16 protein-coding genes are annotated in these 14,406 nt (G+C 66.4%); 8 read left to right on the top strand and 8 right to left on the bottom strand.

Translation table 11 applies throughout. The annotated features are described in order from the left end of the window. Positions 1 to 68: 68 nt before the first annotated feature. Complete coding sequence (locus EKM57_RS06185; protein ID WP_129791611.1) at positions 69 to 365, bottom strand: hypothetical protein; 297 nt, start codon at positions 363 to 365, stop codon at positions 69 to 71. A 140-nt stretch (positions 366 to 505) separates the two neighbouring features. Between EKM57_RS06185 and EKM57_RS06180 the strand changes: the two genes are divergently transcribed. The 6 genes from EKM57_RS06180 to EKM57_RS06155 all read left to right on the top strand — a co-directional run bounded on the left by EKM57_RS06180 (position 506) and on the right by EKM57_RS06155 (position 6,497). Continuing rightward, the gene (locus EKM57_RS06180; RefSeq protein WP_129791610.1) at positions 506 to 889 is read left to right on the top strand and encodes a hypothetical protein; all 384 of its coding nucleotides are present in this window, start codon (positions 506 to 508) and stop codon (positions 887 to 889) included. 472 nt (positions 890 to 1,361) lie between these two features. Beyond that, positions 1,362 to 3,593 carry a phosphoribosylformylglycinamidine synthase subunit PurL gene (gene purL, locus EKM57_RS06175; RefSeq protein WP_129791609.1) on the top strand — a complete coding sequence of 744 codons (2,232 nt, stop codon included), beginning with the start codon at positions 1,362 to 1,364 and terminating at the stop codon, positions 3,591 to 3,593. A 124-nt stretch (positions 3,594 to 3,717) separates the two neighbouring features. Further along, on the top strand, positions 3,718 to 3,888 hold the full coding sequence (locus EKM57_RS06170; protein ID WP_129791608.1) for a bacterioferritin-associated ferredoxin: 171 nt from the start codon (positions 3,718 to 3,720) through the stop codon (positions 3,886 to 3,888). 93 nt (positions 3,889 to 3,981) lie between these two features. Continuing rightward, on the top strand, positions 3,982 to 4,461 hold the full coding sequence (bfr, locus tag EKM57_RS06165; RefSeq protein ID WP_129791607.1) for a bacterioferritin: 480 nt from the start codon (positions 3,982 to 3,984) through the stop codon (positions 4,459 to 4,461). Positions 4,462 to 4,597: 136 nt separating this feature from the next. Beyond that, positions 4,598 to 5,215 carry a nitroreductase family protein gene (locus tag EKM57_RS06160; protein WP_129791812.1) on the top strand — a complete coding sequence of 206 codons (618 nt, stop codon included), beginning with the start codon at positions 4,598 to 4,600 and terminating at the stop codon, positions 5,213 to 5,215. 25 nt (positions 5,216 to 5,240) lie between these two features. After that, positions 5,241 to 6,497 carry a DUF418 domain-containing protein gene (locus EKM57_RS06155; protein WP_129791606.1) on the top strand — a complete coding sequence of 419 codons (1,257 nt, stop codon included), beginning with the start codon at positions 5,241 to 5,243 and terminating at the stop codon, positions 6,495 to 6,497. A gap of 25 nt (positions 6,498 to 6,522) precedes the next feature. On the opposite strand, the gene EKM57_RS06150 is transcribed toward EKM57_RS06155, so the two are convergent. The 5 genes from EKM57_RS06150 to panB all read right to left on the bottom strand — a co-directional run bounded on the left by EKM57_RS06150 (position 6,523) and on the right by panB (position 11,500). Further along, positions 6,523 to 6,951: an Hpt domain-containing protein gene (locus tag EKM57_RS06150; protein ID WP_165357213.1), complete on the bottom strand. Its 429-nt coding sequence runs from the start codon at positions 6,949 to 6,951 to the stop codon at positions 6,523 to 6,525. 104 nt (positions 6,952 to 7,055) lie between these two features. After that, positions 7,056 to 8,396 carry a ribosome biogenesis GTPase Der gene (der, locus tag EKM57_RS06145; RefSeq protein ID WP_129791605.1) on the bottom strand — a complete coding sequence of 447 codons (1,341 nt, stop codon included), beginning with the start codon at positions 8,394 to 8,396 and terminating at the stop codon, positions 7,056 to 7,058. 61 nt (positions 8,397 to 8,457) lie between these two features. After that, positions 8,458 to 9,777: a PQQ-binding-like beta-propeller repeat protein gene (locus EKM57_RS06140; RefSeq protein WP_129791604.1), complete on the bottom strand. Its 1,320-nt coding sequence runs from the start codon at positions 9,775 to 9,777 to the stop codon at positions 8,458 to 8,460. Beyond that, positions 9,774 to 10,520, bottom strand: coding sequence for a tetratricopeptide repeat protein (locus EKM57_RS06135; protein ID WP_129791603.1), 747 nt, complete (start codon positions 10,518 to 10,520; stop codon positions 9,774 to 9,776). Before EKM57_RS06135 ends, EKM57_RS06140 begins: the two co-directional genes overlap by 4 nt. Positions 10,521 to 10,642: 122 nt before the next feature. After that, on the bottom strand, positions 10,643 to 11,500 hold the full coding sequence (gene panB, locus EKM57_RS06130; protein WP_129791602.1) for a 3-methyl-2-oxobutanoate hydroxymethyltransferase: 858 nt from the start codon (positions 11,498 to 11,500) through the stop codon (positions 10,643 to 10,645). A gap of 169 nt (positions 11,501 to 11,669) precedes the next feature. Here panB and EKM57_RS06125 point away from each other — a divergent pair, with 169 nt between their 5' ends. Further along, positions 11,670 to 12,260, top strand: coding sequence for an alpha-ketoglutarate-dependent dioxygenase AlkB (locus EKM57_RS06125; RefSeq protein ID WP_129791601.1), 591 nt, complete (start codon positions 11,670 to 11,672; stop codon positions 12,258 to 12,260). A 22-nt stretch (positions 12,261 to 12,282) separates the two neighbouring features. Here the strand turns inward: EKM57_RS06125 and EKM57_RS06120 are convergent, their stop codons facing one another. Continuing rightward, positions 12,283 to 12,972, bottom strand: coding sequence for a cell wall hydrolase (locus EKM57_RS06120; protein WP_129791600.1), 690 nt, complete (start codon positions 12,970 to 12,972; stop codon positions 12,283 to 12,285). 290 nt (positions 12,973 to 13,262) lie between these two features. Continuing rightward, positions 13,263 to 13,778, bottom strand: a complete 516-nt coding sequence (locus EKM57_RS06115) for a hypothetical protein (RefSeq protein WP_129791599.1) — start codon at positions 13,776 to 13,778, stop codon at positions 13,263 to 13,265. A gap of 197 nt (positions 13,779 to 13,975) precedes the next feature. Between EKM57_RS06115 and EKM57_RS06110 the strand changes: the two genes are divergently transcribed. Further along, complete coding sequence (locus EKM57_RS06110) at positions 13,976 to 14,380, top strand: EVE domain-containing protein (RefSeq protein ID WP_129791598.1); 405 nt, start codon at positions 13,976 to 13,978, stop codon at positions 14,378 to 14,380. Positions 14,381 to 14,406 lie beyond the last annotated feature (26 nt).

The raw sequence follows: 14,406 nt of genomic DNA, 5'->3' as shown, positions 1-14,406 counted from the left end.
CGCCGACCCGCTAGTCCCCGAATATTGCTGCGATGCGAAACAGGCGCGACGGCCGCGCTAGAAGGCGATCACTGTTCCTCGACGACCGGCGCTTCGGGTGTCGCTTCGGCCGCATTGGCGTCGGCCTTGCCCGGTGCCACGCCAAGTTCCGCGAGCGGCTCGGCCGGGGCCGCTGTCTCCGCTTCGGGCTCCGGCGTGGCCGGCTGCCCGGACCGCTGCTGCTCGAGGAGGTTGGGGGTGATCGGCTCCTCGCCCGCCTCCTGGCGGATGAACACCATCGCAAGGAGCACGGCGAGAAAGACGAAGGCGAGGCCGGTCAATCCGATCCGTACCCTCTCCATGCCGGCGATCGCTCCTCCTGTCATCGACTCCGGACCAGTGTAAGCATGGCGTCGGCCTTTGTCGAACCCGAGCCGCCGCTCGTCGAAATGACTGGTCCGGACTGCGACAATTTGCCACAAACTATCCCTTGACGAGGGATGCTGCACTCGCGAAGGGGGCGCCCATGCAGAAGACCCATTTCCTCGCCGTGGCGATCAGCGCGGCGTCCATCGCACTTGCGGCCTGCAGCACCGAGCCTGAGGTCGTCACCATAAACGAGTTCGACCCGATGGCCGAGGCATTGAAGAATGCCGGGCCGGTCGAGGCTCCGCCGATGATTTCGGACAGCCGGACCTACCGCTGCCGCGACAACAGCCTGGTTTACATCGACTTCTACACGAACGACACGGCCGCGGTGCGCACCGAGCGCGGACAGCCGCCAGTGGCGACGTTAAACGCCGAAGGCGGCAATCCGCCTTACACCGCCGAGGGATATTCGGTCAGCGCCAATGCCGACGAGATCGAATATACGGCTCCGGGCAAGGGCACCCAATCCTGCCGCAGCTGATCGTCAGCCGCTACCAGTTTCCCGGGGCCGGTCCGTAACGACGGATCGGCCCCTTCCATTTCCGGTTCAGGCGGAACGCGCATGGGCCGCCCTACGGCGCTCCATTTGCTCGAACGCTACGTCCTCGAAATGACTGGGCAGCGTCCGACGACGGCCGAAGGCGGAGCGCCATCCTCGCAAAACCATCAAGGCTGAAGCTCGCGGCGCAACGGACCTCCGGGCAGAGCCCGCCGATCTCGGATATTCGTCGGATAACATGACGTGGCTGTCGCCGGCCCGATTTCGGCGAGGGCGATGGAGCGAATCACCCTCGGCGGCGGCGGCCGTCATATAGGTGGTAATGTCGTGACAGCTCTGCGGAACCGCGCCGATCGCCCGTCTCGTGTCCCTCGCATGAGAACGCAAGGTGATCATGCCCGCACCTGACGACGCCCTTCGACAAAGCGGAATCGATGCCTTACAGGCGCGGCCCATGTCCGAAAGCATCACCCCCGATCATATCGACTCCGCCACCATCGCCGACCATGGCTTCACCGAGGAGGAATATCAGCGCGTCCTCCACGCCCTGGGACGCGAGCCGAACCTGACCGAGCTCGGGATCTTCTCCGTGATGTGGTCCGAGCATTGCTCCTACAAGAGCTCGCGGGTGCATCTGAGAAAGCTGCCGACCAAGGCTCCCTGGGTGATCCAGGGTCCCGGCGAAAATGCCGGAGTCGTCGACATCGGCGACGGACTGGCCGCCATCTTCAAGATGGAGAGCCACAACCACCCCTCCTACATCGAGCCTTATCAGGGCGCCGCGACCGGCGTCGGGGGCATATTGCGGGACGTCTTCACGATGGGCGCGCGCCCGGTCGCGAACCTCAATGCGCTCCGGTTCGGCAGGCCGGATCATCCCAAGATGCGCCACCTGATCGCCGGGGTCGTGTCCGGAATCGGCGGCTACGGCAATTGCGTCGGCGTGCCCACGGTCGGCGGCGAAGTGAATTTCCACCCGGCTTATGACGGCAACATCCTCGTCAACGCGATGACCGTGGGCATCGCCGCCACCGACCGAATTTTCTATTCGGCGGCCGCTGGCGTCGGGAATCCGGTCGTCTATGTCGGCTCCAAGACCGGCCGCGACGGCATCCACGGCGCGACGATGGCGTCGGCCGATTTCTCCGAGGATTCGGAGGAGAAGCGCCCCACCGTCCAAGTCGGCGATCCGTTCACCGAAAAGCTGCTGATCGAGGCCTGCCTCGAACTCATGGCTTCGGATGCCATCGTCGCCATTCAGGACATGGGCGCGGCCGGGCTCACTTCCTCCTCGGTCGAGATGGCGTCGAAGGGCGGCGTCGGCGTCGAGCTCGACATGAATGCGGTCCCTTGCCGCGAGGAGGGCATGACCCCCTACGAGATGATGCTGTCGGAGAGCCAGGAGCGCATGCTGATGGTGCTGAAGCCGGGCCGGGAGGCAGAGGCCGAGGCGATCTTCCGCAAATGGGAGCTGGATTTCGCGGTGATCGGCAAGGTGACCGACACCGGCCATCTGGTGCTGAAATGGAACGGCGAGACGGCGGCCGACATCCCGCTCGGCCCGCTCGGCGACGACGCGCCCTGCTACGAGCGGCCCTGGGTTCGGACCGACCCTCCGGCTCCGCTGACCGACATACCGGAGGCCGCTGACGTCGCAGCCGACCTCCTCAGGCTGATGGGTTCCCCCGATCTTGCGAGCCGCCGCTGGATCTGGGAGCAATATGACCAGAAAGTCGGCGCCGACACGATCCAGCGGCCGGGAGGCGATGCAGCCGTCGTGCGCGTTCACGGCACGCGCAAGGCCCTCGCCATTACAACGGACTGCACGCCGCGTTATTGCCGCGCCGACCCGCATGAAGGCGGCAAGCAGGCGATCGCCGAGGCATGGCGCAACCTGTGCGCCGTCGGCGCCCGGCCGCTCGCCGCGACCGACTGCATGAATTTCGGCAACCCGCAACGGCCCGAAATCATGGGCCAGTTCGTCGGGTGCATCGAAGGGATGGCCGAAGCGTGCCGCACGCTCGACTTCCCGATCGTGTCGGGCAACGTCTCGCTCTACAACGAAACCAAGAATGAGGACGGCAGCGGCAGCGCCATTCTGCCGACGCCGGCGATCGGCGGCGTCGGCCTGATTGACGATTGGGAGAAATCTGCGACGATCGGGTTCAAGAGCGAGGGGGAGGCTATTCTGCTGATCGGCCATACCCGAGGCCATCTGGGCCAGTCGCTATGGCTTCGGGAATGCCATGGCCGAGAGGAAGGGCCGCCCCCGCCTGTCGACCTCGCTGCCGAGCGTGCCGCGGGAAACCTTATCCGGGCGCTGATCGAGGGCGGCGACATCACGGCGGTCCACGACTGTTCGGATGGCGGGGCCGCGGTCGCGCTGGCCGAAATGGCGCTCGCGGGAGACATCGGCGCCGAAATCAGCGTTCCTGCCGAGGCGCCACTGGCGCCGTTCCTGTTCGGCGAGGATCAGGGCCGCTACGTCGTCACGGCGCGAGATGCGCCCGCAGTGCTTGCGCTTGCTCAATCCCACGGCGTGTTCGCTGCGCTCATCGGATCGACCGGCGGGGACGGGATTGCCATCGAGCATCGGAAAAGATGCGCGATTCCTCTCGCCGAGCTCCGCCGAGCCCACGAAAGCTTCTTCCCCGGCCTCATGCAGAACGAACCGGCGGTCGCCTGACCGTCCCGGGCCCGTCGCGAATCGGTCGACCTGGTTCGGCTCCGCAGTGATTCGAGGCAACCCGCGCTGACAGCGATAAGATTCCTATTGCGACCTATTCGCATTATCGATACTTCCGATCCTCATGATCGTCTGCGTCTGTAACGCGATTCGCGAAACCGAGCTGCGCCAAGCGGCGCGGGAAGGGGCGTCCTGCCCGACCAGCGCCTATCGGCTTTACGGCCGCAAGCCGCGGTGCGGACAATGCTTCTCATTCGCGCGCGAGCTGATCGCCGCGGAACGTGCGACTGCCTAGCAAGAGCGCGAGTTTTTCGCAGATTTCCGCCATTTTTTCGGTGCCTTTTCGTCGTCCGCGCGTTATGAACGCGGCCAGAAAAGGAGACCCGCAATGAAGGGCGACGATCAGGTCATTCAGCATCTCAACGACACGCTCAAGAACGAGCTGACGGCGGTCAACCAATATTGGCTGCACTATCGGATGCTCGACAATTGGGGCGTCCACAAGCTCGCCGAGTTCGAACGGCACGAATCGATCGATGAGATGAAGCATGCCGACCGGTTGGCCGAACGTATCCTGTTTCTCGAAGGCCTGCCCAACTTCCAGATGCTCGGCCGCCTTCGCGTCGGCGAGAACGTGGAGGAGATCCTCCGGGCCGACCTGGAACTCGAGCGCGAAGCGGTGACCCAGCTCAAGGAGGCGATCGCCCATGCCGAAGCGGTACGCGATTATGTCAGCCGCGAGCTGTTCGCCGACATCCTCCAGAACGAGGAAGAACATATCGACGTGCTCGAGAAGCAGTTCGACATGATCGAGCAGATGGGACTGCAGAACTACATCCAGCTTCAGTCGAAGCCGGCACAGGACTGAGCGCCACGGGATCGGCCGCGCGCCTCGGGTCTTCCCCACGCGGCCGAATTCGAGCATCACGAGGCGGATGCCGAGCGATCCCGAGCCTTACCGACCCATTCCCTGGGCGGGCCTCCCCGATTTTCCGCCCGGCGAGATGATCGAGCGGGCTCGCGCCTTTTACGACTCGATCCGAACGCGCCGAACCTGCCGCTTCTTCTCCGACTCGCCCGTCCCGCGGGAAGTGATCGAGCAGGCGATCCTCGCCGCCGGGTCAGCGCCGAGCGGCGCCAACCATCAGCCGTGGCACTTCGCGGTGGTTTCGACCCCCGAGCTCAAACGACGGCTCCGCGAAGCAGCCGAACAGGAGGAACGCGCTTTCTATTCGGGCAAGGCCGGAAGCGAGTGGCTGGAGGCGCTGGCGCCACTCGGAACCGACGCCGACAAGCCCTATCTCGAAATCGCGCCCTGGCACATCGTGGTCTTCGGCCAGCGCAAAAGCGGAATCGCACCGGGCGAACACAAGCAGAATTATTACGTGACGGAATCCGTCGGCATCGCCTGCGGGTTCCTGCTGCTTGCCCTGCACGCCGCCGGCCTTGCCACGCTGACGCATACGCCCAATCCGATGCGTTTCCTGAACCGGTTGTGCGGCCGGCCTGCAAACGAGAAGCCGGTCATGGTGATCGTGACCGGCAAGGCGGCCGCCGACGCCAGCGTCCCCGAACACGCGCTGTTGAAGAAGCCGCTGGATCGGATATCGAGCTGGCTGTGAGCCGAGCGGCAAGCGGAGAGCCGGGATGACCGCGACCACCGAAGCCGGACCGCGCATCGCCACCCTCGACATCGTCCGCGGGATCGCCGTTATGGGCATCCTGGCGATGAACATCATTGCCTTCGCCATGCCCTTCCAGGCTTATATGAATCCGCTCGCCTTCGGGATGGAAAGCGCGGCCGATTACTGGTCGTGGGTCGTCAGCTTCGTCTTCGTCGACGGAAAGATGCGCGGACTCTTCTCCTTCCTGTTCGGCGCGAGCACGCTACTGGTCATCGAGCGTGCGGAGGCGGCCGGCCGCTCCGGCGCATCGGCGCATTTCCCGCGAATGCTCTGGCTGCTCTTGTTCGGGCTCCTTCATTTCTACTTCATCTGGTGGGGCGACATTCTCACCACCTATGCGTTGATCGGGCTGGTGCTGTTTCTCTTCCGGCGCCTGGCCACCCGGGCGCTGGTCGCCTGGGGTGTCGCCCTCATCATCGGGCAATTCCTGATGTTCCTCGGTATGGGGATCAGCATCGCCGCCCTCGCGCAGGCGGCCGCATCGGCAAACCCGGATCCGGAGACGGTGCGCCAGTGGCAGTCGCTGGAATCTCAGTTCGGAATCCTCACCGGCCAACCTTTGGCTGAAAAGCTGGCGGCGTTCCGGGGCGCCTGGTCCGGGCTGGTCGAGAACCGACTGTTCGAGCGCACGTTCGAGCCGTTCTCGGCCGTCCTTTTCTTCGGCTGGGAGACTTTGGGCTACATGCTGCTCGGCATGGCCGCGCTGAAGTCCGGCTTCTTCAAGGGAGAGTGGAGCGTCGGGCGCTACCGCCGGGTGGTCCTGGTCGGCCTCGCGACCAGCATCCCGGCCTATTGCGCACTGGCCTGGCTGCTGACGCGCAACGGCTTTTCGGTGCCGGCACTATTCCTCATCGGGATGGCCGCCACGACTCCGTTCCGGCCCGTGATGGTCGTCGCCTACGCCGCTTCCATCATCCTCCTTACCCGCGGGGGCGGCGCGCTGGTCGACCGGATTGCGGCGGCGGGGCGCGCCGCCTTCACCAACTATCTCGGAAGCAGCATCCTGATGACCAGCCTCTTCTATGGTCACGGCCTCGGGCTCTACGGAACGACGGGCCGTGCCGAGCTGTGGCTGGTCGTCTTCGCCACGTGGGCGCTGATGCTGATCTGGTCGAAGCCCTGGCTCGAACGCTATCGCTACGGACCGTTCGAGTGGCTCTGGCGCTCGCTCGCGCGCTGGCAGCCCCAGCCCATGCGTCGGACGCCCGCTGCGGGTTGAAAACCGCCTGCCATAGGCATCCGCTTCAGAGGCGGCCGAACTCCTGATTGCCAGGGCCACGTCCCGTGCCGTGACCGCGCGCGACGAGCGGGTTGGTCTCCTGCTGGAAGAGCGCCATCGTACGCTCGTAAAGCGGCCGGAGCGCCGCCACCTGGGGCAGTATCTGGTCCGGGAAAAGCCGGGATTCGAGCGCCCGGCGACCGGCATCCTCTATCTCCTCGGCCAGGTCGCCGAGCGGATAGGCGCCGAACTGGCGCGCTTCGGTCTTCATCGTATGAGCCGGAGTGACGAGCCCGGCGGCATCACGGCGCTGCATCGCCTGCTCGATCCGGTCGACGGACTTTCCGCCATCTTCACGGAAATAGCCCAATATCCTGATGAAATCGGCGCCGAGCTCGGTCCGCATTCGACCAAACTCGACCCAGTCCACCAATGCTCCGCTAGCGTCCGCCATGATCCATCCCTCGCCGAACGGCGCATTCGGGACCGTAACCGCCAGAGGTAAAGGGGCCGTTTACGGATCGTCCGCACCTCAGGAGCGAGAACCCTCCTTGGCGCTCACCGGTCGAACGGATTTTGGGAGCTGCGCAGGGCGAGGCGCACCGGAACGGCGCCAAAGCCGAGATCCTTGCGGATCCCGTTGACCAGATAGCGGCGGTAACTTTCCGGCAGCATTTCGGTGCGCGTGCCGAACAGGACGAAGCTGGGCGGGCGCGTTCCGACCTGGGTGATGTAGCGCAGCTTGATCCGCTTGCCACCGGGCGCGGGCGGCGGGTTCTTTTCGACCGCTTCCTCGAACCACCGGTTGAGTTGACCGGTCGAGACTCGGGCCGACCAGGTGTCGCGAACTTCGAATGCCGCCTGGAGCAGGGTGTCGATCCCCTTGCCGGTCTTGCCCGAAACCGTGAGCAGGGGAACGCCGCGCGCTTGCGCGAGCCCCTCGTCGAGCGCCGCCTTGATGCCGTTGAACAGGCGGCTGGCATCCTCGGCCACGTCCCATTTATTGATCGCCACGAGCAGCGCGCGCCCCTCCTCGAGCACGTAGGAAGCGATCCTCAGATCCTGGGCCTCCAGCCCGCGTGTGCCGTCGAGCAGCAGCACCACGACCTCGGCGAAGTCGACCGCGCGCCGGGCGTCTGCGACCGACAACTTCTCGAGCTTGTCCTCGACCTTGGCGCGCTTGCGCATGCCGGCAGTGTCGATCAGCCGAACCGGTCTGCCGCGATATTCCCAATCGATCGCGATGGAATCGCGGGTGATCCCGGCCTCCGGGCCGGTGATCAGGCGCTCCTGCTCGAGCATGCGGTTGATCAAGGTGGACTTGCCGGCATTCGGCCTTCCGACGATCGCCAGCTTGAGCGGGCCTTCGGCCTCGGCCTCTTCTTCATCGCCGGGCTCGCGCTCGACATAGGGGCGCAGGTGCTCGAACAGGTCGACGACGCCCTCGCCATGCTCGGCGCTCATCGCGATCGGCTCGCCCAGACCGAGGGCGAAGGCCTCGAGGATTCCGGCCTCGCCGGATCGGCCTTCCGCCTTGTTGGCGGCGAGGACGACCGGCGTGCTTTCCGAGCGCAGCCAGCGGGCGATCTCCTCGTCGAGCGGGGTCATTCCGGCGCGGGCGTCGATCAGGAACAAGGCGACATCGGCCTCGCGCACGGCGGCAATGGTCTGGGCGCGCATCCGGCCCGGCAGGGTGTCCGGGTCCTCGTCCTCATAGCCGGCGGTATCGATGACCCGGAAGTCGAGCCCCAGCAGGGTCGCCTCGCCTTCGCGTCGATCGCGGGTCACACCCGGCCGATCATCGACCAGAGCGACCTTTCGGCCCACCAGCCGGTTGAACAGGGTGGACTTGCCGACGTTGGGCCGGCCCACGATGGCGACGGTCGGCAATCTGGACATGGTCGGTGCCCCTGCCCCCTCGGCGGCGCAGGGTCAACCGATTGGATCTCGTGCCCGTCGGCTAGCGCCAGGCGGTCAGCCGGCCGGAGTCGTCCAATATGTACAGCGTATTGTTGGCGACGACCGGCGGAAGCGAGATGGGCGAACGGGTCTCGGTCGTCGCCTGGATCGCGCCATCGATCGGCGAGACGTAGGCGATCTGGCCCCGTGAGCTGGTCAGAACCAGCCGGTTGCCGGCAAGCACCGGTCCGCGCCAGAAGATCGGTCCCTCGCGATCCTCCGGATCGCGATAGCGGGGCAACTGGGAAATCCAGCGGATCCGCCCGGACGCGCGGGCGATCGCCAGCAGCTGCGCCCGATCGGTCACGACATAGACCCAGTCTCCGGCGACCCACGGCGTCGAGATGCCGGCAATGTTGATCTCCCAGGCGCGCTGGCCGGTGATCAACTCGACGGCGACCATGCGGCCGCCCTGCCCTACGGCGAAGACCCGGCCCTGATCGATCACGGGATCCGCATCGATGTCGGAGATGGTGCCCACGACGGTGCTGACCCCGGTGCGGGCCAGCGCGTCCTGCCAGACGACCTGGCCGTTCTCGTAGCGATAAGCGGTGAGCTCGCCCGACGAGAAGCCCGCGACGACGGTGCTCTGCGCGAAAGCGGGCGCCGCTGTCCCGAACACGCCGGCCAGCTCGAACGAGCCGGCGCCGGTCCAGCGGGTCTCGCCATTGGCAACGTTGAGCGCGTAGAGCTGGTTGTCCTGGCTGACCGCATAGACATTTTCATTGCCGACGGTCGGGGCGCCGCGCAGGGGGCCGCCGGGCTTGACCATCCAAACGACCTCGCCGGTCGCGGCGTCGAGCGCCGCAGCGTCGCCGGCGCCATTGGTGGCATAAACGCGGCCACCATCGAAGCTGACGCCCCCGCCGTACAGGGCCTCTCTCGGCGAGTTCTCGCCGCGGACCTGTCTGGACCAGAGCTGGGCGCCGGTATCGGCGTCGAATGCGCGGACGGTGGCTCGGGTATCGATCGTATAGACTCGCCCGTCGCCAATCACCGGCTCCGCCGCCAGCCGTCCCCGAACGCTGCTGCCCTGGCCGATGCTGACGCTCCAGGCTTGCGTGATCGAATCGGCAAGCGCGACATGGCCCATCGACTTGGAGGGATTGCCGCCCGGCTGCGGCCAGTCGCGGTTCGCGACGGGCGCGGGCAAACTGACGGGAATGCCGGCCAACGCCGGGTCGACCTCGACGTCGCTCTCGGAAGCGAGGACCGGAATGCGTTCGCCGACCGTCGGCGTGGTCGGGCCGCGCGAGCCGCGAAAGATCCCGCAGCCGGCCAGAAGACTGACGGCGGTCAACGCGACGATGATACGCTTCATTCGGCTTCACCCTTCGTTGCGGCCGAGTCGGCCGGGGCCTGCGGCTCCGCGCCCGAAGCTGCCTGCTCGGGCATGGCGTTGATCCCTAATGACCCGGCCATCTGAATGGCCCTTGTACGAATCGACGGAGGCACGGTCTGGTCGCGGCCGATCTGGGCGAACAGCGGACCGGCCAAATCGGGCCGGCGCATCTTGAGATGAGCGATACCGACCAATTCGCCGGCGGTTCCGAACCAGGCCTGGCCCGGACGGGCCAGCGGCCCGAGCCGCTGGATCACCGCCTGCGGCTGCAGTTGATCGAACTCCAGGGTCGTCTGGCGGACGAGCGCCGCCTGGCGGTAAGGTTCTGCGAGCTGGGCATCTTCGGCGATCGACTTCAAGGTCGCGACGGCAGCGGCCTGGTTCCCCGCTTCCGCCTCGGCCGTCGCTCGCGCGAACAAGGCCGCGGCGCGATAGCCTTCGATATCGCTGCCGGCGAGCTCCGCCACCTTCGGCGCCGCCGCGTCGCGGTTGCCGGCGTCCATCGTCGCGAGCGCTTCGAGCAGCGTCTCGCCCTGGCCCGCGGCCAACTCCCGCTGATGATGCTTCCACCAGATGACGCCGCCGATGGCGGCGAGCAGCAGCAGGACCCCGGCAATGATCAACCAGCCGTAGCGCGCGAACAGCCGGTTCATCCGCTCCTTGCGAAGCTCCTCGTCGACTTCCCTCAGAAAGGTGTCGGACTCATTCGGCTTGATCGCCAAAACCTCTCTCCAAATTCAGGGGAAGCGCGTCCGCACTGCCCGGATCGCTGGCACGCGTACGAGCACGCCGAAAGGCGAGCCCGAAGCGCTCCTTACCGGTGGCTCGTGCGAAGGGAAAGTCCTCACGTCCAGGGCTGATAGGTCTGCTCGGACGTCGGAAAGGCGCGCGTCCTGACATCGGCGGCATAAGCGGCTGCGGCCGCGCCGATCTCCGCGGCGAGATCCCCGAACCTCTTCACGAACCGGGGCGTCCGCTCGAACAGCCCCATCATGTCCTCGGTCACCAATATCTGTCCGTCACATTCGACCGATGCGCCGATGCCGATCGTCGGGCATGCGACGGAGCGCGTCGCCTCGACCGCAATCTCCTCCATCACCCCTTCGAGGACCAGGGCGAAGCAGCCCGCATCGGCGACGGCGCGGGCGTCGCCGAGGATCTTCTTCGCCTCCGCTTCGTCGCGGCCGCGGGCGCGGTAGCCGCCGAGCGCGTTCACCGCTTGGGGAGTCAGGCCGACATGGCCGATCACCGGAATGCCGCGCCGCACCAGGAAGGCGACGGTTGCCGCCATGGCCTCGCCGCCCTCGAGCTTCACTGCCGCCGCACCGGTCTCCTTGAGGATCCGCGCCGCGCTTCGGAATGCCTGTTCCGGCCCTTCCTCGTACGAGCCGAACGGCATGTCGACGGCAACGAGCGCATGCCAGGAGCCGCGCACGACGGCGGCGCCGTGGGCGCACATCATTTCGAGGCTGACGGGAATGGTCGAGGGCAGCCCGTAGATGACCTGCCCGAGGCTGTCGCCGACCAGCAGCAGATCGCAATGCGGATCGAGCAGCTGCGCCATCCGCATCGTGTAGGCAGTGAGCGCGACGATAGGCTCTCCGCTCTTGCGCGCCATGATCGCCGGCGCGGTCAGACGCTTCATCGGCGCCGGGCTCGGCGTGGCACGACTAGTAGCCGTGTCGATCGTATAGGTAGACATAGGATCGCCGAACTAGCCCATCCCGCCGACGGTGGCAAAAGATCACTTCGCGATCCGCAAGACCACTGGCGCGCCGCTCACCCGAGCGCCATTCTCCGCAAATGGCGCCGCGCCGAATCGTGAAGCTGTCCCGACCGACGCGTCTCGCCGAGCGCCTGCGTGCCGCAGCATGACGAGCCGTCAACCCGATCTGTTCGGCGAAACGCCGCCCGTTGGCCCGGAAGGCCTGGCCTATCGACCGGACTTCCTTACGCTCGAGGAAGAGCGCACCATCGTTGCCCGTCTCGAAGCCCTTCCGTTCAAGCCGTTCGAGTTTCAGGGATTTGTGGGCAAGCGCCGGACGGTGTCGTTCGGCTGGAACTATCGCTTCGACGGCAGCGGCCTGGCGCCGACGGATCCGATGCCCGACTGGCTGCTGCCGTTGCGCGAGCGCGCGGCCGCATTTGCGGGAATAGGGGCCGCGGCGATCGAGCATGCGCTGCTGATCGAATATGGGGAGGGTGCCGGCCTGGGTTGGCACCGGGACCGGCCCGTATTCGGCGATGTGATGGGGATCTCCCTGCTCTCGGCGGCGCCCCTGCGCTTTCGCCGCCGGCGCGGTGCGAGTTGGGAGCGATTCACCCTCCCCGCCGCACCTCGCTCGGCATATCTTCTACGAGGGGCATCGCGAACCGAATGGGAGCACAGCATCCCGCCGGTCGAGGCGCTACGCTATTCGATCACGTTCCGGACGCTCGGGCAGCCCGGTACGGTGACCTGACAGGCTGGCGAAGAGGAATCGCTCAGCTGTAGAAGATATGGAGCCCGATCTTGGTGTTGCGGTCCAGGCGACGGCCCCAGCTCGGGCTGACATAGTCTGCATGATACCAGAGCACGTCGTCCGGGAGCAGGCGGCTCGCCCCGGCTTCGGCGATGCGGGCGACGGCGACGGCGCGGCGCCAGGATTCGGAGCGGCGATTGGCGCGCGGAATGATTCCGCGCCGAACGAACGAGAATTGCCAGGGCTGGGTGACGACCTCGCAGATCGTCCGGGGATAACGGCCGGAACGGGCGCGGTTCAGCACGACTTCGGCGACGGCGAGCTGACCCTCCAGCGGCTCGCCGCGCGCCTCGAAGTAGACGGCGTTGGCGAGGCAGTCCTGTTCGCGATTCGCGGTGTCGACCGCCTGGTGGCTGCTCACCAGTTCGCCAAGGGTGCGGGGGCGGGGCAGCGCCTGGTCGGCCAGCGCGATCATGTGATCGGCAAACTGGCCGAAGCGCTCGTTCCGCTCGCTCTCCGCCCCGGTCTCGCTCTCGGGTCCGTTCAGTCCGATGTCGACCACCTCGGCCGAAGCCCCGGCATGGTCCAGATAGTGTGAAGCCTGGGGCGCGATATTGCCCGCATCGGCCTGCAGTGGGTTGCTGAATACCGCCGCGGCGGCAAGGGCTGAGGCAGCCACGGCAATGCCCGCGGCGCGAACCGTGCGAATCATTCAGTTCCGTTTCATGTGCGGTGGGCCGGACCGGCGGATGCAGGATGCATCCGGTCTCTGGCCTCCCCCGACTTGCTTGGCTGCCGTCGCCGACCGTCGGGCCGACTGTGCGACCCTTCGCCGCGCCTGGGCACGACGACCGTTCGTTGACTGTGGCGGCTCCCGCTCGCTATCAGTGAGAGGGCAGATGACCTCTCCGGCTCGCCGAAGCAAGGCCTTGGCCCGGGTGAGGCGGCGGACGGGGCAGAGTCCGCGACGAGCCGCGGAACCTTTTCAATCTATCCCTGAAATCAATCGGTTGGCGGAGCGTCCAATGGTACTTCGTCCGGCACGCCGGAGATCATCCGCACCGAGTAGCTCGAAACCCAGCCCGCCGCGCAAGGCCCCTGATAGTCGCGTCGCGCAGGGATCGGGGCGGACACGCCGCAGCGTTCGCTCGCCCGGCCGCCCTCGTCATAGACGATCCCGAACCAGCGCTGATCGTTGGTCCGCGAGCAGATGAAGAATTGGGAACTCACACCGAGCTGGTCGATCTGCTCGGCCGGCTCGAACGGCGCCGCGCGCACCGGAATCGCCCCCTCGGTGACCCTCTCGCGCACGGCACCCCGCCCGTTGCAGGCGGCGAAGTTCGGGCCGAGCTCGCCGACCCTCACCGGCTGGACAAGGTCGGAAAGGAGGGTCGGACTCGATTCGGCCCGGACATAAGGCGGCGTGGTCGAACCCTGCCCGCTTTCGTCCAGACGCGCCGGCTCGCCGCAGGCGGCGAGAAACAGGCAGGCGAGGATGGCCATGCGTTGAGCCGTCATGGGCCATGCTCTAGACCGTTCGCGGCGGAACGGAAACCGTTGACGGTCGGGAAACGTCCAGATCCGTTTATCCGTCGCACTCTCTTGTCCGAGGGATCAGGCATGTCCGTGGGCCTCAGGACTTGATTCTTGCTTCCCACTTTTGCGGGGAGCGCTCTACGGGGAAAGCGGGCAGAGGCGAAAGGAGCGCGAGAGGCATGGCCTATTGGCTGATGAAATCGGAGCCGTCCGCATATGGCTGGGACGACCTGGTACGCGACGGCGGGACCGAGTGGGACGGAGTGCGCAACAATTCCGCGCGCCTGCACCTCAAGGCGATGAAAGTGGGCGACGAAGCCTTCTTCTACCATAGCATGGCGGAAAAGGCGGTCGTCGGCATCATGCGCATCTCTCGGGAAGGGCAGCCGGACCCGAAAGACGCGGACTGGGTTTCGGTCCAGGTCGAGCCGGTGCGGCCGCTGCCGAAGCCGGTGACGCTGAAGGAGATCAAGGCCGAGCCGGGACTGGCGAAGATGGAGCTGATCCGCCAGTCACGCCTCTCGGTCGCGCCGGTGCGCGAGGAGGAATGGAAGAAGGTGCTCGCAATGGCTGCAGCGAAGTGAGGGGATGAGCCGCCTTCGCGACGGTG

The sequence above is a fragment of the Sphingosinicella sp. CPCC 101087 genome (assembly GCF_004151485.1).
In the GTDB taxonomy this organism is placed as follows: domain Bacteria; phylum Pseudomonadota; class Alphaproteobacteria; order Sphingomonadales; family Sphingomonadaceae; genus Allosphingosinicella.
Note: the sequence above shows the minus strand (reverse complement) of the source record. Positions and strands in the feature narration are given on the sequence as shown.